Annotated in this window: 20 protein-coding genes and 2 pseudogenes; 14 read left to right on the top strand and 8 right to left on the bottom strand. The window is 53.7% G+C overall.

What is annotated here, in order from left to right:
* Positions 1 to 27: 27 nt before the first annotated feature.
* Positions 28 to 204, bottom strand: a pseudogene (locus CR159_RS18755) (transposase); the annotation flags it as partial.
* Positions 205 to 214: 10 nt separating this feature from the next.
* On the bottom strand, positions 215 to 1654 hold the full coding sequence (gene mnmE / locus CR159_RS18750; protein ID WP_102075483.1) for a tRNA uridine-5-carboxymethylaminomethyl(34) synthesis GTPase MnmE: 1440 nt from the start codon (positions 1652 to 1654) through the stop codon (positions 215 to 217).
* A gap of 88 nt (positions 1655 to 1742) precedes the next feature.
* On the opposite strand from mnmE, the gene CR159_RS18745 reads away from it, so the two are divergent.
* The gene (locus CR159_RS18745) at positions 1743 to 2039 is read left to right on the top strand and encodes a YciI family protein (RefSeq protein WP_102075482.1); all 297 of its coding nucleotides are present in this window, start codon (positions 1743 to 1745) and stop codon (positions 2037 to 2039) included.
* Between the two features lie 48 nt (positions 2040 to 2087).
* Positions 2088 to 2780 carry a DUF421 domain-containing protein gene (locus tag CR159_RS18740; RefSeq protein ID WP_102075481.1) on the top strand — a complete coding sequence of 231 codons (693 nt, stop codon included), beginning with the start codon at positions 2088 to 2090 and terminating at the stop codon, positions 2778 to 2780.
* A 53-nt stretch (positions 2781 to 2833) separates the two neighbouring features.
* Here the strand turns inward: CR159_RS18740 and CR159_RS18735 are convergent, their stop codons facing one another.
* The 5 genes from CR159_RS18735 to rpmH form a co-directional block, all read right to left on the bottom strand.
* On the bottom strand, positions 2834 to 4267 hold the full coding sequence (locus tag CR159_RS18735) for a catalase (protein ID WP_102075480.1): 1434 nt from the start codon (positions 4265 to 4267) through the stop codon (positions 2834 to 2836).
* Between the two features lie 306 nt (positions 4268 to 4573).
* Positions 4574 to 6262 carry a membrane protein insertase YidC gene (gene yidC / locus CR159_RS18730; protein WP_102075479.1) on the bottom strand — a complete coding sequence of 563 codons (1689 nt, stop codon included), beginning with the start codon at positions 6260 to 6262 and terminating at the stop codon, positions 4574 to 4576.
* 108 nt (positions 6263 to 6370) lie between these two features.
* A complete protein-coding gene (yidD, locus tag CR159_RS18725; RefSeq protein ID WP_102075478.1) occupies positions 6371 to 6622 on the bottom strand; it encodes a membrane protein insertion efficiency factor YidD in 252 nt (83 codons plus the stop codon).
* Positions 6619 to 6987 (bottom strand): ribonuclease P protein component, encoded by a 369-nt coding sequence (rnpA, locus tag CR159_RS18720; RefSeq protein ID WP_102075477.1) that lies wholly within the window; start codon positions 6985 to 6987, stop codon positions 6619 to 6621. Before rnpA ends, yidD begins: the two co-directional genes overlap by 4 nt.
* 50 nt (positions 6988 to 7037) lie before the next feature.
* Positions 7038 to 7172 (bottom strand): 50S ribosomal protein L34, encoded by a 135-nt coding sequence (gene rpmH / locus CR159_RS18715; protein WP_023951589.1) that lies wholly within the window; start codon positions 7170 to 7172, stop codon positions 7038 to 7040.
* Positions 7173 to 7388: 216 nt separating this feature from the next.
* Here rpmH and dnaA point away from each other — a divergent pair, with 216 nt between their 5' ends.
* The 3 genes from dnaA to gyrB all read left to right on the top strand — a co-directional run bounded on the left by dnaA (position 7389) and on the right by gyrB (position 12463).
* On the top strand, positions 7389 to 8807 hold the full coding sequence (gene dnaA, locus CR159_RS18710) for a chromosomal replication initiator protein DnaA (protein ID WP_102075476.1): 1419 nt from the start codon (positions 7389 to 7391) through the stop codon (positions 8805 to 8807).
* A gap of 2 nt (positions 8808 to 8809) precedes the next feature.
* Positions 8810 to 9919, top strand: coding sequence for a DNA polymerase III subunit beta (dnaN, locus tag CR159_RS18705; RefSeq protein ID WP_102075475.1), 1110 nt, complete (start codon positions 8810 to 8812; stop codon positions 9917 to 9919).
* Between the two features lie 93 nt (positions 9920 to 10012).
* Positions 10013 to 12463, top strand: a complete 2451-nt coding sequence (gyrB, locus tag CR159_RS18700; protein ID WP_102075474.1) for a DNA topoisomerase (ATP-hydrolyzing) subunit B — start codon at positions 10013 to 10015, stop codon at positions 12461 to 12463.
* Positions 12464 to 12619: 156 nt separating this feature from the next.
* Here gyrB and CR159_RS22125 read toward each other — a convergent pair whose 3' ends face one another.
* A complete protein-coding gene (locus CR159_RS22125; RefSeq protein WP_255398964.1) occupies positions 12620 to 12748 on the bottom strand; it encodes a hypothetical protein in 129 nt (42 codons plus the stop codon).
* 368 nt (positions 12749 to 13116) lie between these two features.
* On the opposite strand from CR159_RS22125, the gene CR159_RS22270 reads away from it, so the two are divergent.
* From CR159_RS22270 to CR159_RS18655, 9 genes and pseudogenes are all read left to right on the top strand, one after another.
* Positions 13117 to 13368 carry a helix-turn-helix domain-containing protein gene (locus CR159_RS22270; RefSeq protein ID WP_102075473.1) on the top strand — a complete coding sequence of 84 codons (252 nt, stop codon included), beginning with the start codon at positions 13117 to 13119 and terminating at the stop codon, positions 13366 to 13368.
* A gap of 361 nt (positions 13369 to 13729) precedes the next feature.
* Positions 13730 to 14317: a TnsA endonuclease N-terminal domain-containing protein gene (locus CR159_RS18690; RefSeq protein ID WP_158238565.1), complete on the top strand. Its 588-nt coding sequence runs from the start codon at positions 13730 to 13732 to the stop codon at positions 14315 to 14317.
* Entirely contained in the window at positions 14280 to 16253 is a 1974-nt protein-coding gene (locus CR159_RS18685) for a TnsB C-terminal domain-containing protein (RefSeq protein ID WP_102075471.1), read from the top strand. The genes CR159_RS18690 and CR159_RS18685 overlap by 38 nt, the downstream gene beginning before the upstream one ends.
* The gene (locus CR159_RS18680; RefSeq protein WP_102075470.1) at positions 16253 to 17191 is read left to right on the top strand and encodes a TniB family NTP-binding protein; all 939 of its coding nucleotides are present in this window, start codon (positions 16253 to 16255) and stop codon (positions 17189 to 17191) included. The genes CR159_RS18685 and CR159_RS18680 overlap by 1 nt, the downstream gene beginning before the upstream one ends.
* A complete protein-coding gene (locus CR159_RS18675; protein WP_102075469.1) occupies positions 17188 to 18642 on the top strand; it encodes a TniQ family protein in 1455 nt (484 codons plus the stop codon). Before CR159_RS18680 ends, CR159_RS18675 begins: the two co-directional genes overlap by 4 nt.
* Positions 18626 to 20476 (top strand): TniQ family protein, encoded by a 1851-nt coding sequence (locus CR159_RS18670; RefSeq protein WP_158238563.1) that lies wholly within the window; start codon positions 18626 to 18628, stop codon positions 20474 to 20476. The genes CR159_RS18675 and CR159_RS18670 overlap by 17 nt, the downstream gene beginning before the upstream one ends.
* A gap of 434 nt (positions 20477 to 20910) precedes the next feature.
* The gene (locus CR159_RS22265) at positions 20911 to 21114 is read left to right on the top strand and encodes an MbcA/ParS/Xre antitoxin family protein (protein ID WP_102075467.1); all 204 of its coding nucleotides are present in this window, start codon (positions 20911 to 20913) and stop codon (positions 21112 to 21114) included.
* 123 nt (positions 21115 to 21237) lie between these two features.
* Positions 21238 to 21876, top strand: a complete 639-nt coding sequence (locus CR159_RS18660; RefSeq protein ID WP_102075466.1) for a hypothetical protein — start codon at positions 21238 to 21240, stop codon at positions 21874 to 21876.
* Between the two features lie 141 nt (positions 21877 to 22017).
* Positions 22018 to 22209: pseudogene (locus CR159_RS18655) on the top strand (hypothetical protein); the annotation flags it as partial.
* Between the last annotated feature and the right edge of the window lie 128 nt (positions 22210 to 22337).

The raw sequence follows: 22337 nt of genomic DNA, 5'->3' as shown, positions 1-22337 counted from the left end.
TTAGCCACATTACTCCAGTTTATTGATTCGGCCTTGATGCACGCGCAGGTTGTCCAGAATCAGGAATACTTTCTCGCCCGCATCCTTAATAAGCGCCTCTAGAAACTCGATCAGCTTGTCCGAATTGAACGCCTCATCAATGATCATCCAGCGCGCCTTGCCCTGGTTGGTGACGCTGGCAATCATGGAGAGCTTGTGCCGGGTGAAATCCACCTCACTTCCCAATACAAAAGCTCGAAAATATCTCGCCCAGCAAATCATCGCTGGTGAATTGACCGGTGATGGCGCAGAGATCTTCATGAGCCAGGCGGAGTTCTTCCGCGAATAGGTCGAGTACGCGGTCGTTCTGGCTGGCGTGTTCGACGGCCAGCGCCATATGGTTACCGGCGCTGTCCAGCGCCTTCAGGTGGCGTTCCCGTGCGAGCCAGGGGGATTCGCTGGTGGGGCTCCAGCCAGCAATATCCAGCAGCTTCTGGCGCAGCATATCAAGGCCGTCGCCCGTCTTGGCGGAGATACCCAGTGCCAGGCCAGGGGCAGCTGCCGCAGCATGCACTTCCGGCGCTGAGCGACCGTCGCCGGACGGTATATCCATATCCGGCGAAGACAGGAACTCTGCTTGCGCGGCGGTGTCGAGCAAATCGATTTTATTGAACACCTTGAGCACCGGTGTTTGCGCAGGAAGACGATTGGTAATGGCGGTATCGAGTTCGTCGTTCCGGGCACGCGCATCCTGCAGGTGAATGATGACATTCGCCTTTTCCAGTTCGGCCCAGGTACGTGCTATGCCTATGCTTTCAACAGTGTCTTCAGTTTCCCGCAGGCCTGCCGTATCGACAATATGCAGCGGTACCCCTTGTATGTGGATCTGCTGAATGACTTTGTCGCGCGTTGTACCGGCGACCGGCGTGACGATGGCAATGTCGTCGCCGGCCAGTGCATTCAGCAAGCTGGATTTGCCGACATTGGGCTGGCCCGCCAGCACGACATGCAAGCCCTCACGCAGGATCATGCCTTGCTTGGCCAGCGCTATCAGCGCAGTCAGGTCGGACTGGATATCTTGCAGTGTGGCATGGGCTTGGTACTTTTCAAGGAAGTCGATTTCTTCCTCGGGAAAGTCCAGTGTTGCCTCGACCAATATGCGCAAGCGGACAATTCGATCTCCCAGCGCGTTGACGCGGCTTGAAAAGGCACCACTGAGCGAAGCCATGGCACTGCGCGCGGCGGCGGCCGATGAAGCATCGATGAGGTCGGCCACGGCTTCTGCCTGCGCCAGGTCCAGGCGTTCGTTGAGGAATGCGCGTTGCGTGAACTCGCCGGGTTCCGCATGGCGCAAGCCATATTCCTTTCCGACCTCAAGGCAATGGTCAAGCACGCGTCGCAGTACCGCGGGTCCGCCGTGGCCTTGCAATTCAAGTACGTCTTCGCCCGTGTAGGAATGAGGGCCCTTGAAGAGCAGTGCAATGCCGGCATCGATGGCATTGCCGTTCTTGTCGTTAAACGGCAGGTAGTGAGCGTGGCGAGGCTTGAGCTGAACCGTAAACAGTCGGGCCAGCAAGGGATCTATATCGCTGGCCGATATACGTACGACGCCTATCCCGCCGTGCCCGGGAGCGGTTGCGATGGCGATGATGGGTTCGTGAGAGCGAAGGGTCATGGCAGCATGTGGCTAGGTTGATGAAAAGCGTACTACTATTGGCGCAGACGCCGGACAGTGTAAACATAAATATCCACGAGGAACCATCATGCCATACCTGATTGAAACCTTTGACAAGCCACATACTCAAGCCCTGCGCCAGGCCTTGCGCGACAAACATCTTGACTATCTGGAAGACAATAAAGAGCTGTTGCTGGCTTGCGGGGCCAAGCTGGAAGATGATGGTACGGGCGGCACCGGCAGCGTCTATATTGTGAATCTTGAAACGCGAGCCGAGGCCGAAGACTTCGTGAATGCTGATCCGTTTGCCGTTGGCGGTCTGTTCGAGCGTACCGTGATTACGCGTTGGCGCAAGGCTTACCTTGATGGCAAGTCGTATCTGTAAACTGACCGACCCTGATCTGCACAATAACAACTTGATCGGATTGCATCAATGAACGCTTTCGACTGGCACCGAATGTTTCTTGATAAACTCCCGCTTGTTTTTTTGGCCGAAGTCGCTTTACGGGTATTCATCGCGTATTTGCTGGTATTCCTTTTTCTAAAGGTATCAGGTCGGCGGGGCATACGCCAATTATCGGTGTTCGAGCTGGTCGTTATTTTGACGCTGGGTTCCGCCGCCGGCGACGTCACATTCTACGACGATGTTCCTATCGCGCCAGTGGCGACAGTCTTCGTGGTTTTGTTGCTGTTGTACCGAACTACTACTTATCTGATGACCCGAAGCTCTCGCCTTGCCGCATGGATGGACGGCTCGCCGGTAACGCTGATCCGTGACGGTCGTTATGAGATCGATAACCTGACCAGGCTCAATATATCGGAAGACGAGTTCTTCATGGAGTTGCGTCAACAGGGCGTTGAACACCTGGGTCAGGTCAGAATGGGAATTCTGGAAATCGATGGCGATGTCAGTCTTTTCTTCTATGACGATGATCTCGTGCAGCCTGGCTTATCGGTACTGCCACCAGAACATCGGCAAGATCACTGTCACGCGCCCGCCGATGGGCTTTACGCCTGTAACAACTGTGGGCATACTCAGTCGCTAAACGCGCATCAGGAATCGGCATGTTCGCGTTGCAGCCATAGTTTGTGGTCCGTGGCTTTGGCGAATCGCCGGGCTCGTTAAGGTGTCACTGCACCGGCAGTCGCCGGTGCAGTGATTCAACTACCGCCCGAGGCTTACGCCAGGGCGAAGATGGCGGCGGCTACACCGGCGCCATAGGCTGGATCGGCTTGGGTGCAGTGGCTTATATGGCGTTCCTGAACGTCTCTGGAAGCACCCGAGATCGCGCGTGCGGTGTTATCGAACAGGGCTTGTTTCTGCTCATCATCCATCAAGCGGAACAAGTCGCCCGGTTGCGAAAAGTAGTCGGTGTCTTCGCGATGATTCCAATGATCGGCGGCACCCTGGATGGACAGCGGCGGTTCGCGGTAGTCCGGTTGTTCCTGCCATTCGCCCTGTGTATTGGGTTCATTGCCCGTGATGCGGCCGTGGTTGCCGTCCACACGCATCGCACCGTCGCGGTGATAGCTATGGAACGGACACTTGGGTGCGTTCACCGGGATTTGATGGTGGTTGACGCCCAGACGGTAGCGTTGCGCGTCACCATACGAGAACAGCCTGGCTTGCAGCATTTTGTCTGGGGAAAAGCTGATACCAGGCACGACATTGGCCGGTGTGAATGCCGCCTGTTCCACTTCAGCGAAGAAGTTCTCAGGATTGCGATTCAGCTCCAGTGTTCCGACCTCGATCAGAGGGTAGTCGCCGTGAGGCCAGACTTTGGTCAGGTCGAACGGATTCAAGTGATACGTGGAGGCATCGTTTTCCGGCATGATCTGTACATACATGGTCCACCGGGGAAAGTCGTTGCGTTCGATGGCATCGAACAGATCGCGCTGCGAGCTTTCGCGATCGCGCCCGACAACCTGGGTCGCCTCTGCATCGGTAAGATTCTTGATTCCCTGCTGCGTCTTGAAGGTGAACTTGACCCAATAGCGTTCATTATTGGCGTTGATGAAGCTGAAGGTGTGGCTGCCGAACAGGTGCATGTTGCGAAAGCCCATGGGGATTCCGCGGTCGCTCATGACGATGGTTATCTGATGCAGTGCTTCGGGCAGGCCTGTCCAGAATTCCCAATTATTTTGCGCACTGCGCATGCCGGTGCGCGGGTCGCGCTTTACGGCGTGATTCAGGTCGGGAAACTTCAGTGGGTCGCGGAAAAAGAACACCGGCGTGTTGTTGCCGACCAGGTCCCAGTTTCCTTCCTCGGTATAAAACTTCATGGCCACGCCGCGAATGTCGCGCTCTGCGTCAGCGGCGCCACGTTCACCGGCCACGGTGGAGAAACGCATGAATATGTCGGTTTTCTTGCCGATCTGTGAAAAGAGCTTTGCGCGCGTGAACTGGCTGATGTCATGAGTGACGGTGAAAGTACCGTAGGCGCCTGCGCCTTTGGCGTGCATGCGGCGTTCCGGGATGACTTCACGATCAAAGTGAGCCAGTTTTTCGAGCAGCCAAACGTCTTGCAGCAGTGCGGGACCACGAGGACCTGCCGTCTGGATATTTTGATTATCGGCGACTGGAGCGCCGGCAGCGGTGGTGAGCTTTGCCATTTTGTTCCTTTTGTGATGCATGGGTGTAACCAATACGGATGCCGATAAGAACACGAATGTCGATGTGTTTCTTTGACAAATGTTGTATGGGACCCAGTGTAGGAGATTGTCACATAAACGTAAAATTGATTAATTGTTATTTAACAATAGCCATTGGCTATGTTCGGCAAGAGGGCAGTTGCTGGCTCCCAAGCAGATGCCAAGTCACAACGTGCGCGACAGCGGGGCAGCATGATTCAGCAGTTGGTGCTCCGGAAAAGCAAAGGGCGCCTTGCGGCGCCCCTGGCTTTAGGTCAACGGCGGCTTCTAGCGCGCGGCCGCTGCCGTTTCCTTATCGAGCTTGTGCATGATGTAGCGCTGTTGTGCGATTGATACCGCATTATTCACGCACCAGTAAAGTACCAGGCCGGCCGGGAACAAGAACATCATGCCGCCGAATACCAAAGGCATGATCATCATGATCTTGGCCTGGGTCGGATCTGGCGGCGTGGGGTTGAGCTTGATTTGCAGGAACATGGTGGCCATCATGAACGCAGGCAAAATGAACCATGGGTCGCGAGCGGCCAAATCGTTTATCCAGAGTATCCAGGGGGCTCCGCGCATTTCGACGCTGCCCAGCAGCACCCAGTACAGTGAAATGAACACCGGAATCTGTACCACCATGGGCAGGCAGCCGCCCAATGGATTGATTTTCTCGGTGCGATACATTTCCATCATTGCCGCATTCAGCTTGGCCTTGTCGTCGCCAAACTTCTCGCGCAAGGCCTGCATGCGGGGCGTTACCTGCTTCATCTTTGCCATGGAGCGATAGCTTGCGGCCGACAAAGGATAGAACACCAGCTTGATCAACAGCGTGAGCGCGACGATGGTCCAGCCCCAGTTGCCCAGCACGGCATGCAGCCACGTCATGATCTTGAACAGGGGCTTGGCAATGATGGTGAGCCAGCCATAGTCGACCACGAGTTCAAGCCCAGGTGCCAGTTCGCTCATGGCTTTCTGATCTTGCGGGCCCACCCATAGGTCGGATTCAACAACCTTGTGTTGACCGGGCTCGATCGTGCCTACCGGCTCGATGCTGCGAATGGCATACAGGTTGTCGCTCAGGCGCAGTGCTTCATTTTGACGAACTACATTCTCTGTTGGCACCCAGGCGGAGGCGAAATAGTGCTGCACCATGCCTATCCAGCCGTTATCGGCTTCCTTGGTGTAGCCGCTTTTGCCTTTGTCGATATCGGAGAATGAGACTTTTTGGAAATTGTCCTGGGCCGAGTACAGTGCAGGACCGGTAAACGTGCTGTAGAAGGACGAGGTATCGGGCGGATCGTTGCCGTCTCGTACCAGTTGCAGATACAAGGCGGGATTGATCGGCTTGGTGTCCAGGTTGTAAATGTCGTGCTTCACCTGGATGTCGTAGCGGCCCTGATGAAGTGTATAAGTCTTGACGACCCGGACGCCATCGGATTCAGACTCGAAAACTACGTTCAGCGCATCGCCGCTGGCTTCTTTCGAAACCAGCTTGAATGGCGTCAGGTGCGTGGGGTAGCTGGCGCCGGCAGGAGCGCCGATCACGCCGGACTGGGCCAGATACACCAGGGATGTGGAGTTGTCCAGTAGCACCATGGGGTCGCTGGAACCTTCAAAGCCCGTGTACTTCAGCAGCTCTGCCTTGACCAGCTGGGCTCCGACTGTATCGAAGGTAAGATCGAATACGTCGGTTTTTACGTTGACTTGCTCGGACGTGCTGGCTGGCTTATCGGTGCCTCCCGGTACTGCCGCATCGGTCGCCGCCACGGGGGCTCCCGGTGTTCCAGCCGGAGCCGTGGGCACGCTGGTGTCGGCAGGAGCGGGCGGGGTTGGTGCTTGCCCGGTTGTCTGAGTGGCCGGTGGGGTGCCGCCGAACAATGAAGGCTTGCCGTTATGGACTTGCCAGTTGTTCCACAGCAGCAAGAGCGAGAAGGAGAAAATCATCCATAGGATGGTGCGTCGGATATCCATAGCGCCTGTTTCAAGTCAAAGCTGAGCAAAGCCCAACAGTTTAACGTAGCTCAGCTAAATCGTAGATGAGCGGAAGGTTGTTCGGAAAAATTGCGGCAGGTCGGAAGTTTAAGACAACTTGCCTGTGCCACCGGAATCTTTTTTCGGTTCTGGCACCGGGTCGTAGCCGCCCGGGCACCATGGATGGCAGCGCGCAATACGCCGCGTTCCGAGCCAAAGCCCTTTAAGGGAACCATGTGTTTCAATGGCCTCTATTGTGTAGTTGGAACAGGTGGGCGTAAAGCGACAACTTCTGCCGACCCAGGGACTGAGGAAATACCGGTAGAACCGGATAGGTGCGATAAGCAGCGCCTTGATCATCTCATGGCGCGGTTCAGCAAGGCATCGATTTCGCTGCGTACCAAAGTCTTCAGTTCGGTCAGCGTAAACGGCCCGACTTTGGAGTGCAGGCGAAATACCAGGTCGCGCGCCGGAAGCTCATGCCTTTTTTGCCGAAACGCTTCCCGTATGACGCGTTTGATGGCATTTCGGGTGACAGACTTCGCGGCAAAGCGCTTGGCAATGACGAGACCAAGCCTGGCGCAGACCGGTTCTGAACCTTCGGGTAGATCGCGCGGCGTGGTTACAACGAACAACGCCCCTCTGGCAAGTCGTTTACCCCTGAGGGCAGACGCGTATTCCGAGGGGCGATGCAGGCGTGCCGCAGCAGGAAACGTGGCGCGCATAAAAGCAGGCGCCCACCGTAGCTATCGGCTGGCGCAACGGCTTTTTTTGGCTATACGGCCAGGCGCTTGCGGCCTTTGGCGCGACGCGCATTGATAACGGCACGACCGCCACGCGTTTTCATGCGGACGCGAAAACCATGGGTGCGCTTGCGACGGGTGACGGAAGGTTGGAAGGTGCGTTTCATTGGGGATCCAAAATAAAAGAGCTACCTGAAACTGCCACAAGTTTGGTTTGCAGCTATGGTCGCAGGCGTTAAAAATTCGTGTAAAGCTCACCATTTCATCAAATTTTGATAGTTTAGTCAAATGGTTAGCACAAGTACTAGGCAGGAATCTTGTCACACCTTGTGGATAACTATGGGCTCAACAGGGTAGAATCGAGGTTTACAGAAGTGGTGGACATGAAAGATTTCTGGCAGACCTGCGTCCAGCGTCTGGAGCAGGACCTACCTTCACAGCAAATTAGTGCCTGGATACGCCCATTGGTTCCCCTTGCCTTCGACGAAGCTGAAGCGGTGCTCCGAGTCTCTGCGCCCAACCGTTTCAAGCTGGACTGGGTGCGAAAAAACTTTGCGCACCAAATCGAAACGCTCGCTACGGAATGGTACGAACGCCCGGTACAAGTTGTTTTCGAGCTCGCGGGCGCGGGCGCATCACCTGCGCCCGCCCGCAGCGGCCCGGCTGCACGCCTGGGCGCGGGCCCTGATGCCGCTACTGCGCAGGCTGCGCCTACCACCCCCGTCGCCACGCCGGCCAGTCCCGTGGCGAACGCCGCGGCTGCAGAACTTGCGCACGATCGGTCGCGGTTAAACACCGACCTCACCTTCGATAACTTCGTTACCGGCAAGGCCAACCAGCTGGCCAGGGCCGCAGCACTGCAGGTGGCCGAGAACCCCGGTGTTTCGTACAACCCTTTGTTCCTGTACGGGGGCGTCGGGCTGGGCAAGACCCACCTTATTCACGCCATCGGAAACGCCTTGCTGGCCAGCGGTAAAGGAGCCCGAGTCCGGTACGTCCATGCCGACCAGTATGTGTCCGACGTGGTCAAGGCCTATCAGCGCAAGGCTTTTGACGAATTCAAACGCTATTACCATTCGCTCGATTTGTTGCTGATTGACGACATACAGTTTTTCGCGGGCAAGAATCGCACCCAGGAAGAATTTTTCTATGCGTTCGAGGCCATGGTCGCGCAGCGCAAGCAAATCATCATCACGTCCGACACGTATCCCAAAGAACTGGCCAATATAGACAGCCGTCTCATTTCCCGCTTCGATTCAGGCTTGACTGTTGCCATCGAGCCCCCCGAACTGGAAATGCGCGTGGCTATTTTGTTGCGCAAGGCGCAGACCGAAGGCGTGACCATGCCCGAAGAGGTCGCATTTTTCATTGCCAAGCATTTGCGCAGCAATGTGCGCGAACTGGAAGGGGCATTGCGCAAGGTCTCGGCCTATGCACGCTTTCACGGACGCGAAGTCCTTACCGTCGATGTCTGCAAGGATGCGCTCAAAGACCTGCTGTCGGTGTCCAACGGCCAAATTACGGTCGAGAACATCCAAAAGACGGTGGCCGACTTCTACAAGATAAAAGTGGCCGACATGTATTCCAAGCGCCGCCCCGCCAACATTGCAATGCCGCGCCAGGTGGCCATGTATCTGGCCAAGGAGCTCACCCAAAAAAGCCTGCCCGAAATTGGCGATCTATTTGGCGGGCGCGACCACACTACCGTGCTTCATGCGGTGCGGAAGATTTCCGACGCAAGATCCAAGCAGACCGAACTTAATCACGCTCTTCACGTATTAGAACAAACCTTAAAAGGATAACCATGCAACTCGTACAAGCGACTCGTGATGCATTGCTCAAACCGTTATCGACGGTAGCCGGAATTGTCGAGCGCAGGAATACCTTGCCTATTTTGGCAAATATCCTGATGCGCAAAGAAGGCAAGAGCGTCGCATTTATTGCCACCGATCTCGAGGTTCAAATTACCACGCACGCCGAGTTCGGTATTGGCGATGAGAACGAGTCCACGACGGTTGCCGCACGCAAGCTGCTTGACATATTGCGGGCGCTGCCCGATACGGGCGATGTGAAGCTCGGCCTGGCCAGTGCCAAGCTGTCGGTGCAAAGCGGCAAAAGCCGTTTCGCCTTGCAGACGATGGGCGCCGCCGAGTATCCAACCCTGGCGCAGCCGGAACAATGGGATATTTCCTTTTCGCTGCCGCAGAAAACGCTGAAGCATTTGTTCAACATGGTGCATTTCGCCATGGCGCAGCAAGACATCCGTTACTACCTTAATGGCCTGCTGTTCGTGTTCGAACCCGGTTTCGTACGCGCCGTGGCCACCGATGGGCATCGGCTTGCGCATAGCGGTACCGTTGTCGAAGGCATTGCTTCCAAGCACGACGTCATCGTGCCGCGCAAGACCGTACTGGAAATGCAGCGCTTGCTGGGCGACACCGACGAGCCGGTGTCCATCGACGTAGCCACTGGCCAGATTCGTTTCCGGTTCGGCGACGTCGAACTGGTATCCAAGCTGGTCGAAGGAAAATTCCCTGACTTTACGCGGGTGATCCCCAGCAATTACACGCGCCATTTTTCCATCAGCCGCGAAATATTGCAGGGCAGCCTGCAGCGCGCGGCCATTCTGACCACCGACAAACTCAAAGGCGTTCGTCTGCAATTGTCGGATAACCAGTTAAAGATTTCTTCCACCAACGCCGAGCAGGAAGAGGCGCAAGAAGAGCTCGATATCGACTACAGCCACGAGCCCCTGGATGTGGGCTTCAACGTCAGCTACCTGCTCGACGTCCTGGCTAATGTCAAAACCGAAACCATTCAATGGTCGGTCCAGCCCGACGTCAATGCATCGGCGTTGATTACATGTCCTGACGACGAGCAGTTCAAGTATGTCGTCATGCCAATGCGCATCTAGATTCCCGGAATTTACATCGCAGGAAGTGTGCCGGACGAGCCGGTCCGGCACATTTCAACAGCCGCAAGGCTTATATAAAGGTTTTCACAAACTATGTCAGATCTACCAATGAATGCCGCCGTTGACGGATACGGCGCCGACTCGATCAAAATGCTCAAGGGGCTCGAAGCAGTTCGCAAGCGTCCGGGCATGTATATTGGCGACACCTCCGACGGAACCGGACTGCACCACATGGTGTTCGAAGTCGTCGACAACGCCATCGATGAAGCGCTGGCCGGTCATTGCGATGACATTGTCGTCACCATACACGCCGACAACAGCATTTCAGTCTCCGACAATGGGCGCGGCATCCCGACCGACATTCATAAGGGCGACGAGTTCCAACGCAGTGCCGCCGAAATTGTCATGACCGAGCTGCATGCCGGGGGCAAGTTCGATCACAACTCGTATAAGGTGTCGGGCGGGCTGCATGGTGTGGGCGTATCGTGCGTGAATGCCTTGTCCGAGTGGCTGCGCCTGAGCATTGCGCGCAATGGCGAAATGCACGAAATGGAGTTCAACCGCGGCGCTCGGGTCGAGCCGTTGAAGCTTACAGGCAAGACCGATCAAAAGGGCACGCGGGTACAGTTCCTGGCCGACACCCAGATCTTCGAGAACATTGAATACCATTACGAAATCCTTGCCAAGCGCCTGCGCGAATTATCCTTCCTCAACAATGGCGTGAAAATCCGCCTTATTGACGAGCGCAACGGCAAAGAAGAAAACTTCGCTTTCCTGGGCGGCGTAAAAGGCTTTGTCGAGTACATCAATCGTACAAAAACAGTGCTGCATCCTAACGTGTTCTCGGTAAGTACCGAGTCGACGGTTGGTGAGACCACCGTGGGCGTGGAGGTGGCCATGCAATGGAACGACAGTTACACAGAAACCGTCCTGTGCTTCACCAATAATATTCCCCAGCGTGACGGTGGCTCGCACCTGACAGGCTTGCGCGCTGCTATGACGCGTATCCTGAACAAGTACATTGCCGATAACGACCTGGCCAAGAAGGCCAAGGTCGATACCACTGGCGACGACATGCGCGAAGGCCTGGCCTGCGTATTGTCAGTGAAGGTGCCCGATCCCAAGTTCAGCAGCCAGACCAAAGACAAGCTGGTGTCCAGCGAAGTGCGCCCCGCGGTCGAAGAGGCCGTGGCCCGTACGCTGGAAACGTGGCTGCTCGAGAACCCCACCGACGCCAAGGCCTTGTGCAACAAGATTATCGATGCGGCTCGCGCCCGCGATGCGGCCCGCAAGGCCCGCGAGATGACTCGGCGCAAAAGCGTGCTGGAAGGCGCCGGCTTGCCCGGCAAGCTGGCCGACTGCCAGGAAAAAGACCCGGCTCTGTGCGAAATCTATATTGTCGAGGGTGACTCCGCAGGCGGTTCGGCCAAGCAAGGCCGTGACCGCAAGTTCCAGGCCATCCTGCCCTTGCGCGGCAAGGTGCTTAACGTAGAAAAGGCACGCTTCGATCGCCTGATTACCAGCGAGCAGATCACCACGTTGATCACCGCGCTGGGCACCAGCATTGGCCCGGACTTCAATATCGACAAGCTCCGCTATCACCGCATCATCATCATGACCGATGCCGACGTCGATGGCGCGCACATTCGCACGCTATTGCTGACGCTCTTGTATCGCCAGATGCCCGAACTGGTCGACCGCGGTCATATCTATATTGCCCAGCCGCCACTGTACAAGGTCAAGGTCGGCCGTGAAGAGCGCTACCTGAAAGACGATGCGGAAGAAGCCCAGTTCATGCTGCAGGTGGCCATGAAAGACGCGGTGCTGATCCCCAGGGATGGCGCCGACCCGATCTCCGGCGATGCGCTGACCGAATTGGCCCGCCAGTACATCATGGCCGATGGCGTCATCAGCCGTCTCACCAAGCACATCGACATGGCCTCGCTGTCGGCCATGGCCGAAGGCGTGGAAATCAACCTTGATGATGCCGAACAGGCAGCGGCCTCGGCCCAGCGCCTGCAGGACGCTATCGACGATCCTTCCGTTCCGAACGGCGTGAAGGTTACCGTGGACGAGAACGAAGAGGGCGACTCCTGGCGCCTTATCGTCAACCGCATGCATCACGGCAATGTGCGCGTCAGCATTTTTGATCGTACGTTTGTCCGCGGCGCCGACTATGCCATTCTTTCCAAGGCGGCCAAGACTTTCCTTGGCCTGATGGGCACAGGCGCGCTGGTGGCGCGTGGCGAAGGCGATAAGCGTCGCGAAAAGTATATCTCCGATTTCCGTGAAGCCATGCAGTGGTTGCGCGGCGAGGCCGACCGCAGCATCAGCAAGCAGCGTTACAAGGGCCTGGGCGAAATGAATCCCAGCCAGCTATGGGAAACCACGATGGATCCCAAGGTGCGTCGCTTGCTGCGCGTGCAGGTGGAAGACGCCATTGCCGCCGACGAGATATTTACGACGCTCATGGGCGACCACGTCGAACCGCGCAGGGCGTTCATCGAGGAACATGCGCTGCAGGCCAGCAATATTGATGTTTGATGTTGTCGGTTCTCACAATTGTTGAAAAATTCTCATAATTAACGAAAATGCGTTCTCACAATTAGTGAAAAAATCCGCAGCAATGTGAACGTAACAAAATGGGCTCGGGCAGTAATGCCGGAGCCCGTTTTGTTTGTATTTGCTGGGAGGTAGTAACTAGCTGGGATTGGTGGTATCGCCTTCTTTGGGCTGTTCTTTTGTGAAATAGTGATGGGCAGACCCGGCTGCCAGCCCAAGGCAAAGAACCAACAGGAAGCCTACAGCGATCAATGTTGTACTAGACATACGACCCTCTCGGAAAAAACGAGCAGCCTTTAAACGGGAAAGGTAATTACGAGCGTAGCACGCGAAGCAAAATCATGTGAATAAGCGACACCACCGAGTCAAAATAAATATAACGTTACAACATAAATAATTAGATTTAAACCTCTGCCTTCATGTCTTGTTTGACGTTCCTACGGAAAGGCTAAACATGATGCTATGTAAGGCATTGATATTACTCAGCAAAAAAGTCGTTTCGCATCATCTTCGGTTATGCATTAAATTAATGCAAAAACTATTGAATTATATTGCTCGATAGTCTAATACTTGTACGACGGACAACTCGGGACTAGACTTTAGAGAATGTAAATCACTCCGTGTTCAGGCCCGCTATGCATATGGACGTAATAGATCTGATCTATCGGTTGAAACGTGCGGGATATAGCCAAGTCCGCTTAGCACAGGAGCTCGGTGTTAAACGAGCGGTCGTGAATGACGTCGTACACGGGCGCGGTGCATCTCAACGCGTTGCCACGCACATCGCTACAGTTATTGGGGAGGAAGTTGAACGTATCTGGCCGGGTCGCTATTCGCGGCACAAAGCGCAGGGTGGGCGCAATCCCCACGCAGAAAAAGGAGAATAGTCACCACAAAAAACCGAGCAACCCTTTAGAAGATTGCTCGGCTTGGGCTCGAATTAGATCGAGAACTGCGACTTCGACACTCTCAGTATTCCTTCTTTCTTGGGCTTAAGTCAAGCTTTCAAACCCCTAAAAGTAACTTAACGTTTTCTTGCGGGCACGCAAGGCGGGGTGTTCTTGCGTCTTTGATCCGCGTCCGCGGTAGGCGTAGGGGGATTCTTTTGCCCAAAAAAGGAGTAGGTTAATGAGCCACGTCAGCCCAATGCCAATATACGCACACCCGTCAGCGGAAAGAGCACGAAGGGTCATTACTAGGTCCGGTGCCATTTTCAGAGGAAAGTTTCCCAGCCGGAAGAACGGACGGATGATTCATCACGAAGGTCTCATCGAACTTGATGCGTGCTTTCTGTTCGAGATGCATCCTTTGGTTCTGAGATACCAAGAGCAGCCCCTGAAGTTGAGGTATCCGGAGGGCTACCGACTGCGGAACTACACCCCGGATTTTGAACTGACCCTGCGCACTGGGAAGAAAGTGCTCGTAGAAATCAAGCACTCTGAAATCCTTGCCAGAAAAGATGTACGAGAAAAGTACGACAACATCGCTGCTCACTTGGGCAGTGAGGGTATCGATTACGCAATTATTACGGAGGAGTTAATCCGCCTTGAGCCGCGCCTCACGACTTTGAAAAAGGCGTCCGCCGTATTGACCTTCCCCACACCCACCGACGACTTCATCTGCACCGCGATTAGCCCGCTACTCGCTAATGACTCCCCGACTATTTTGGAGCTGGATGATTACCTAAAACACCGTGGGTTGACAACAGCCGACCTGCTGGCCAACGGATATCTGATTTGTGACTTAGATACCGAAATGTCTTCATCCACAACCGTGTCGATCCTCAAGGAGCCCGACCATGAATGGCTACGAATTTCTGAAAAATTGCCGTTTTGATTTGGATGACATTCTGTATGTTGTCCGTCAGATAAACCCTGATCAAAGCGTCGTCACCGAAAGAATTGAGACCGGCGAAGTCACGGTGTTCCAGAGAGAGGCTCTTCTACGTTCTCTCACTCTCGGTTCATTGAAATTCCATGGCGATAGTTGGCACGAGGAACCGAAGAAACTGTACTCACGACCAATTGATGAGCTGAAGGACTCTATACGGAAAGAAATTAATCGGCGTCTGGAATACGTATCTGCAATTCGGGAGGAAGCGCTAAGTGTTCTGACGCCACAATCTGTAATGCCTATCTGCGCTGTAGTAGCCGATAGGATCGGCGATGCAGCACCACCGTCTTTTACAACCCTTTATCGTTGGATGCGAGCATTCTATCAGTGCAAGACGTTTAGGATCTTGATACCGCGTCATGACCGCCGTGGCCCTCGCAGTCTTTATCAGCCAAATCGGGTGATTGAGCTATTCCAGCAAGCTGCCGATCAAGCGTTCTCCAAAAGTCCGCAGGCAACGGTCAAAGCCGTGCATGATCGTCTTTTCATTTTGATAGAAGATGAAAACTCATTGCGCCCGCTCGGGCAGCAATTGAAGATGCCAAGCCAGGCCACGACGTATCGTTTGTTCAATCGAATTTCTCAGTATGAAAAAACGGTATGGCGCGAAGGAAAAGCCGCAGCAGACCGAAAATTCACGATCAGCGGCCCCGGGGCGGTCTCTACTCGAATACTCGAGCGAGTAGAAGTTGACCACTCACCCATCGATGTGTTCCTTGTTGACGAACGCACAGGCATGCCTCTCGGGCGTCCGATGTTGACTATGCTGGTGGACCACTACAGCCGCATGCCATTGGGCTACCACGTGGGGTTCAATGGCGCGTCAGCCCTCGCGGTTACTTCTGCGATTAGGCATGCCGTGCTGCCGAAGATTTATACAACAAGCGCAGATGGCCTTGAGATTATTAAGCCTTGGCCTTGTTACGGCATTCCACAGGCAATCATAGTTGACAACGGCATAGAGTTTCATGGGCTTATTCTTGACCACTTGGCCTTAAACTTTGGCATCCGCATACTGTATTGTCCCAAAAGAGAGCCACGCTTCAAGGGGGCCGTTGAGCGTTATTTAAAAACGATTAATTATTCGTTTGTTCATCTTCTTCCTGGAACCTCATTTGCCAGATTTTATCAGCGCGGTGATTACGACCCAGAGCGCAATGCAGTTCTGACATTGACGCAATTCAAAAATATCTTCGAAAAATGGATGATTGACGAGTACGCACACACGGTGCACCGAGGACTAGGAACTACCCCATTTGAAAAATGGACGAGTAGTGCCCGGACTAATCCGCCAAGGCTACCGCAGAGTATTGACCGCCTCATAGAAGAAATGGGCATGCCCCTGAGGCGCAGTCTTCGCCACGATGGAATAGTAGTGTATGGCTTACATTATGCTGGTGATGCGCTTGCAACGATTATGCGTCGATATGGTGAAGGTGTACGCCTTACCGTCCTCGTTGACCATGCTGATATGGGAAAAATTCGACTCTGTGAACCAGATTCCAACGAAGCCGTTCATGTTGCTCAGGCAAATGAATTTGAATATGCAAATGGCTTAACCTTGGAGCAACATAAGCTTATAAAAGCAGAGGTCAGAGCTCAAGGTCAAGCGGCGGTAGATATTGAGGCGCTCTATGCAGCGAAGCGCGCAATCCAAGCGTACATTTCTGAATTAATTTTCAGCAAAAAACACTCCAAGCGGCGTCAGGGTGCACGATACGCTTCTAAGCCAGAGAGATCATTTGCCGATAGTTCCGAGCGGCGTCCTGAAGATATTGCATCTCACCCGGCCCGCGATGCGCTCAATATTTCGCCCCCGTTGGTGCGTAACGATAGACCGCGACTGCAGACGTTTCAAATGCGCAAAGGGGCGTTGTAATGGACAGAGAACAGTTCTATCGTGCCCTCGTCACGTTTGACGGTGAGTATGTGAGTTTCGACACGTTTTCCCAAATTTTGCAGCAGATGGAGCATGTGATACAGCTGTATCGGCAGACGAGCATCGTCAGGAATCTGGTAGTGATTGGTGAAAGCGGCTGCGGCAAAACGAGTTTGGCTCGATCCTTTTGCGCACGATATCCGCGCCAACATCTTGTAGAGCAGACAGTGACGCCGGTGGTGCTGATAGAGGTGCCGTCGGTGGGCACGGTTGGTAGTCTAGCTCGACAGATCCTGGAGGCTTTGGGCGACCCATTTCCAGAAAAGGGGCGAGTTATCGACCAAACGGCACGCATCCGACTGTTGGTGAAAAACTCGAAGACGGAGATGCTTGTATTAGATGAGGCTCAGCACGTATACGACCGTGGACAGAGTAAAAGTCAATATGCGACTGCAGATTGGCTGAAGAACTTGCTGAATGCCATAGAGATTCCGGTTGTTCTGTTTGGCATACCGCGACTGGAAAATCTCTTACGTGTCAATGTTCAGTTGCGTCGCAGGTTCAGCGCGCCTCTAATACTATCACTGGGGAACCCTGATGAGCCACAGTTCCTGGAGGCGAGTTTCGATGTGCTGAATGCGCTTCTACCTGTGCTTCCCTTGCCCTTGTCACGCGGGGACATGAGCGTCCAAGACCTGACTCAACGCATGTATTACGCCACGGATGGACGTGTCGGCTATTTGAAGAAGCTCTTGGCGTCAGCGCTAGAGAAGACGTGGGAAATTGGAGGTGAGGAAATAACGCGAAGCGACTTGGAGTTTGCATTCACGACAATCTGGCGTGGCGCCATCGGCCAGCTCAACCCTTTCAATCCACGTTTTGTATTTCGTAGGCTCGACCGGCCAGGCGAGCCGTTCGCATTGGATCGACCGGTATGAGCAGTAGGTTGCTAGCGTTCTCTTCGTTCCCCTGTCGGCCAAAACGACATGGCCAAGAAAGTTTGGTGGGTTACATCTACCGCTTCTTGGCTGCCAACGGCCATCGAATAGCGGTTGGCGGGTATTACAACGCGGTATGCCACATTTATGCAAAGGATCTGGAGCGCTCTGCCAGTCTATTGCGGGAGTTGGCAGTGACAATTGGAGAACCTGACTATTCCGAGGCACAATTCTGGCGCCAGCGGGAATATTTGTTCAAAGACGAGTTTTATCGGACCAACAACAAGTTTCCTAAACAGCGTTCAAAACACGTTTGGTTCTGCTGCACATGCATGAAAGAAGAGCCGATACACCGAGAGTATTGGGTGTTTCCTTTGGCTAAAACCTGTCCAGTGCATAATGAATCGTTGAGCTCCGTATGTCGTGTTTGCGAAAAGCCCTTGTCCTGGTCGGGATTAAACGGAGGTTGGCGTTGTTCTGCGGGACACAAGGTCTACGACGGTGTTAGCTCAACTGGGACGCTACGCTCGGTAATAAGGGATCAGTTCTTCTCACTGCACAGCCACTTCTTCATGGGGGGTGTGCCATCCAACTTGGCTCGATACCGTGAGCAGGTAGCCATTCATGAAGTCTACGTTGCTTACCTGTCGTCGCTTACATGGAACTCTCCAACTGCAGCACGCAGCGTGGTAGACCTCGATTGGGGGCTGGAGAGTTATGCAAACGCAGCATTGAACGTCGAAGACGAGCCAAACACAATGCAAATTGAATATGCAATTGGCATTAATCCGCCCGTGACCTTTTTGTTCATCCGATGGCTTTACCTGTGGCGGATAGTTATGCAGCCAGCCGGTTGTCACATACCAGAGTATGTTTCTACGTTGGCGCACATGGTTGTTCCTGGCTCGTTTGAGGCGTCCGGTACCAGGAGGAAGAGCGCGGCAGAAAGGAAGTTTAAGAAAACTGCTGAGCTGATTTATCCGCATCGTGTGGCTCGGCTAAGCCGTGTACTGATACATGTTCATAGCCAGGTGCCGTTAAACATCGGGGTCTCAGCATTGCGGCAATTTGATCAATGGTGGCCGCAAGCCGTCGATGAAGCACACCAAGGAGGCTATGCGTCCGCAACTTGGACTCTCGCTCCGACTAAGGACTTACTGAGCGCCGACGAGGAGACCGATGCGGCAGTAGACCGCGAGGTGTGCTTGGCGAATTTGATCAACTTGCTGGTATTTGCAGCGTGTATGGATTTTCGCATCTCGGACCTAAACGATTTTTGGTCCGGTATTGGCCTGCCTCGACGATTGCCGGGTAGGCCGCGTCAGCGGCCATATAAACGTCTGATAGCGCATCTCATGAGATGTAGTATGGCAGAGCTGCAGCATTGGAAGGCGCTCCTTGAAGCGAGTTTGCACGCGCAGCGAAGGAGGTTCTGTGAACACCTTCGCTGAGAGGGCAGACAACTGGGAGAATACAGCAGATAGTCTGCCCTTTGTTTTAAGACCGCGACCGGTGCAAGGAGAACTACTCGATGCGTATTTGCACCGGCTGCTTCGCGTCAATGGCTATCAGGAGTTGCGAGGGTTGGTTGAGGCATCTCCGCTTGCTCGTACATCCAAGCTCGAGTTCTTACAGCGCCATGCCTCGCTGCAAGAGGAAGAACTCGGCCGTTTGATGGATCCAGAGCATGTGGTGATTGAGGCGAAAGAGCACCGAAAACTATTCTTAACTCCGCGAATTCGTTGGTGTCCTAAATGTGTTGTGGAGAACGGCATATTTTTGGCGAATTGGGCATATAGAACGACCGTGATTTGCGTTAAACATCGGTCGTACTTGCGTGATGAATGTCCGAGCTGCCATAGCCCTCAACTCGCCCGTTCTCTCCCAGGACTTTGCAAATGCGGACTCATCCTAACTCGCTCGGAAGATCATGCCGTCCCCGAACCGCTGTATCGACTACAGCAAAAGCTGCATCGGTCCCTGTTTTGTGAAGGTAGCCAGGCCCTTTTTGGGTTGACGTATTTTAAGGCTGCCAAGTTGGCCCATTACATGGGGATGCTGGCTTGTGGTTCTGGTAAACAGTCTTTACGCGAGAGTGCGCTCTCATGCCGATTATTCAATGATCGTGTATTGATGACGGCGGCGGCGAACACTTTAGATCGTTGGCCGGAGAGTTTTTTAACGCTACTGGCATTGAATCAAGCGCTTCCGTCTACGCAAAGTGTTCGCCGAGATTTTGGGGTGGTATACACCGTTCTATATCGTTGTTTGAGGGGCTCAGAATATCAATTCTTGCGAGATGAGTTCGAGAAATTTGTCAATGATCACTGGCAAGGAGCCCTCACAAAGAGGAATAAGTCATTTTCCCGAGGCACGCTCGCTAAGCATCCAAGAATGACGCTCAAGGACGCCACCGCAAAGTCGAAGGCGGCACCTTCGGTGCTTAAGCGGCTGGGTACAATTGTCGCAGCGGCTGAGGTGGGTACAACTCACGGTCGTCGGATAACCACTGTTGAGACTCGACGACTGCAGCATATTGATGGCGTGACACTGCAGAAAGCAGCACAGCTATTGCACCTTCAGGAACGGCGCATTCGACTACTGATTGAAGCAGAGATTATAAAGGCGGATATTTCGCCAGTAATCTATAAGGCTGCTGCGTGGTTTATTTCGCTTCATCAACTGCATAGGCTCATTTTTCATAACCAAGGGCACCGGGCGGCCGATGCCGTTTCATTCACGCACGTCATGAAGTGCGGCAAGCTTACCAATGAGGAATTCATTGGTTTGGTCAAAGCGTTGATGACTGGGAAAATTCAGACGGTTAATGGTAGTGCAAGCACTATTCCGTTAGGTCAGGCCAGAGTAAGCCGTGTCGCGCTCACGGAGTGGCTACAAAAATTCAGATTTGATAATGATCTGCCTCTATCCGTTGACCAGGCAGCAAAGGCGCTGGGTATAAAGCAAGAGGTTGCCTACTTCCTGGTGCGCAAAGGCTTACTAATCAGCTGTTCTGGCCGTACTCAAGGTAGCGTTCAGGTTCGCCAAAAGGATTTGAAATCGTTTCAGGCAAAGTATGTATCACTTGCCACGCTTGCAAAAAAGAGAGGGACATCGCCCAAAACGCTACGCTTGTGTTTGTTATGTGATCCGGCCACGGGTCCGGATGTTGACGGCGGACGACAGTACTTCTATAGAGTTGCGGATTTAAATGATAAGGCGGATGAGAGGATAGCCGCATCCGCTAGATTTTTGATGCATGGTAATGGGAGCACAATAGACTAAAGGAGTACGTTATGGATTCCGCAACATTCTGGATCATCATTCTAGGGTCAATTCTTATCGCGTTCGGATTATTTTCGCTGTATTTCAGCAGCGAGTCGGCGCAGCGGCGCTTTAATCCACACAATGAAACAAGCGCTAGCCCGAAGACCCGTATTGCTGTCGAGAAAGCTTATCGGACCCGTCCTAACGATAGATCGGATCCTCAGTCGTAAAGCTGGAGCGCCATAGACAAATGAGAGAGTCAATGCCATGCGCTATGTTTCAACGCAGCTGCAGCAGAGGACGTAAATTTGGAGATTCGTGATTAATACATCGGCGAGACGTACGCCTCACTCGCTCATGGAGTGCTGGAAGTCGTTGGAGCGGGACGGCTGCATCTCATTTGACTATGGATACGATAAGCAGTCGGATCGGTAATCGTGGGCGAGTACGATATGGAGCCGCATAGAGCGAAGCTGAGATCGGTACAGAAGTTGGCAGAAGTCGTATTTGGAAATAGCCATGCTGCGCAAGCGTGGTTGTCTACGCCAAACACGGCTCTTGGTGGATGTAAACCGATCGATTTATGTGTCACTGCACAAGGGGCGCAACATGTCAGGCGTGTTTTGCGTGCGATTGAGTTTGGCGGTGTGGTTTGATGTGTTTCATTATCATCAGTCACTTCAAACACTTGAGCGCTATAGAGTTGGCAGAAGCTAAGTCGCGATAGCGGTTGCAACTTTCAGTGGACGGCGTGGTGATCTTTATTAGATGGTGAAGCAATGAAAATTAAACGACTTGAACGAATGCGCGAGTCTCAGCGAGCATATCATCGCTGTTGCCGATGGGTAATGAAGGATGGGCTCTTCATGCCACACTCGTATGAAGAAACGTCTCCAGGTGCTTTGTCTTGGTGGGACGACGTGGGGTTCATTTTGGGTGAACGGCGCGTTATTGTCTGGTGGAAGCATCCACGCATGTCCTATAAGGATGAGATTCAGGATCGAGCGTGGAGCGAAGCGGGAGAGCCTCCACAAGAGGGCGAGCTCTTCAGCGACTCGACTCCAAACTATAAACAGATAGGCCGCTCACGCAAGAGGATTACAAGCTATACCACGTCACCCCCACAGGAAGAGCTGCGTCAGTACTATGACAATCTAGATGCAGTTACAAAGAACCTCCAGCGTGACGGTATTGATTTTGACGTTCACGCAAGTTGGCGTCGTGAACGTCTGTCATGGGCCACAGGCGTAGCGCTGGTCGCACCATTGGAGGTGCGAAACGAGAAAGAGTTAAAAGCCGTTGCAGACCTTGCCAGATGCTTACTTCGGGGTGAGACCTCGCTTGATCGTGAGTTTCCGGACTATTGCTACGGGCGAAACCATTGGCTTACTGACTATTCGGATATCGAGAAGGCATAGTAGGGTCGCGTTGAGCTCGAAAGCAGCTTGACCCTTGGAGGGTATGTGTTGCGGTTAGTCTAGCCAAAAGGCCTGCGCTATCATGTAACGATTCATTGCTCTGATAGTTTGGGGCCGTTACGTATCGAGCGAGACCTCTAGATGACCAACAAAAAAGACCTTTCGGAACGCGATATCTGTACCAAGTTCATCACGCCTGCACTTGAACAGGCCGGTTGGGACATTGTTACTCAGGTGCGTGAAGAGTTTTCGCTGACCAAGGGTCGAATTATCGTCCGAGGCAAGCTACACACGCGCGCCCGGAGCAAGCGTGCTGACTACGTTCTGTTCCACATGTCAATGGCCATTACTTTTGACCCACTATTGGCCAATAAAATTGACCCACCCATTCTTTGCTAACTGGATGTTTTCTGCTTCAGTCGATAGCTCTCGCCGCCGAGCATAAAGATGTTTGAATGATG

The sequence above is a fragment of the Pollutimonas subterranea genome (genome assembly GCF_002849655.1).
GTDB classification, from domain to species: Bacteria; Pseudomonadota; Gammaproteobacteria; order Burkholderiales; family Burkholderiaceae_B; genus Pollutimonas; species Pollutimonas subterranea.
The sequence above is the reverse complement of the archived record's forward strand: the minus strand, read 5'-3'. Positions and strand labels throughout refer to the sequence as shown.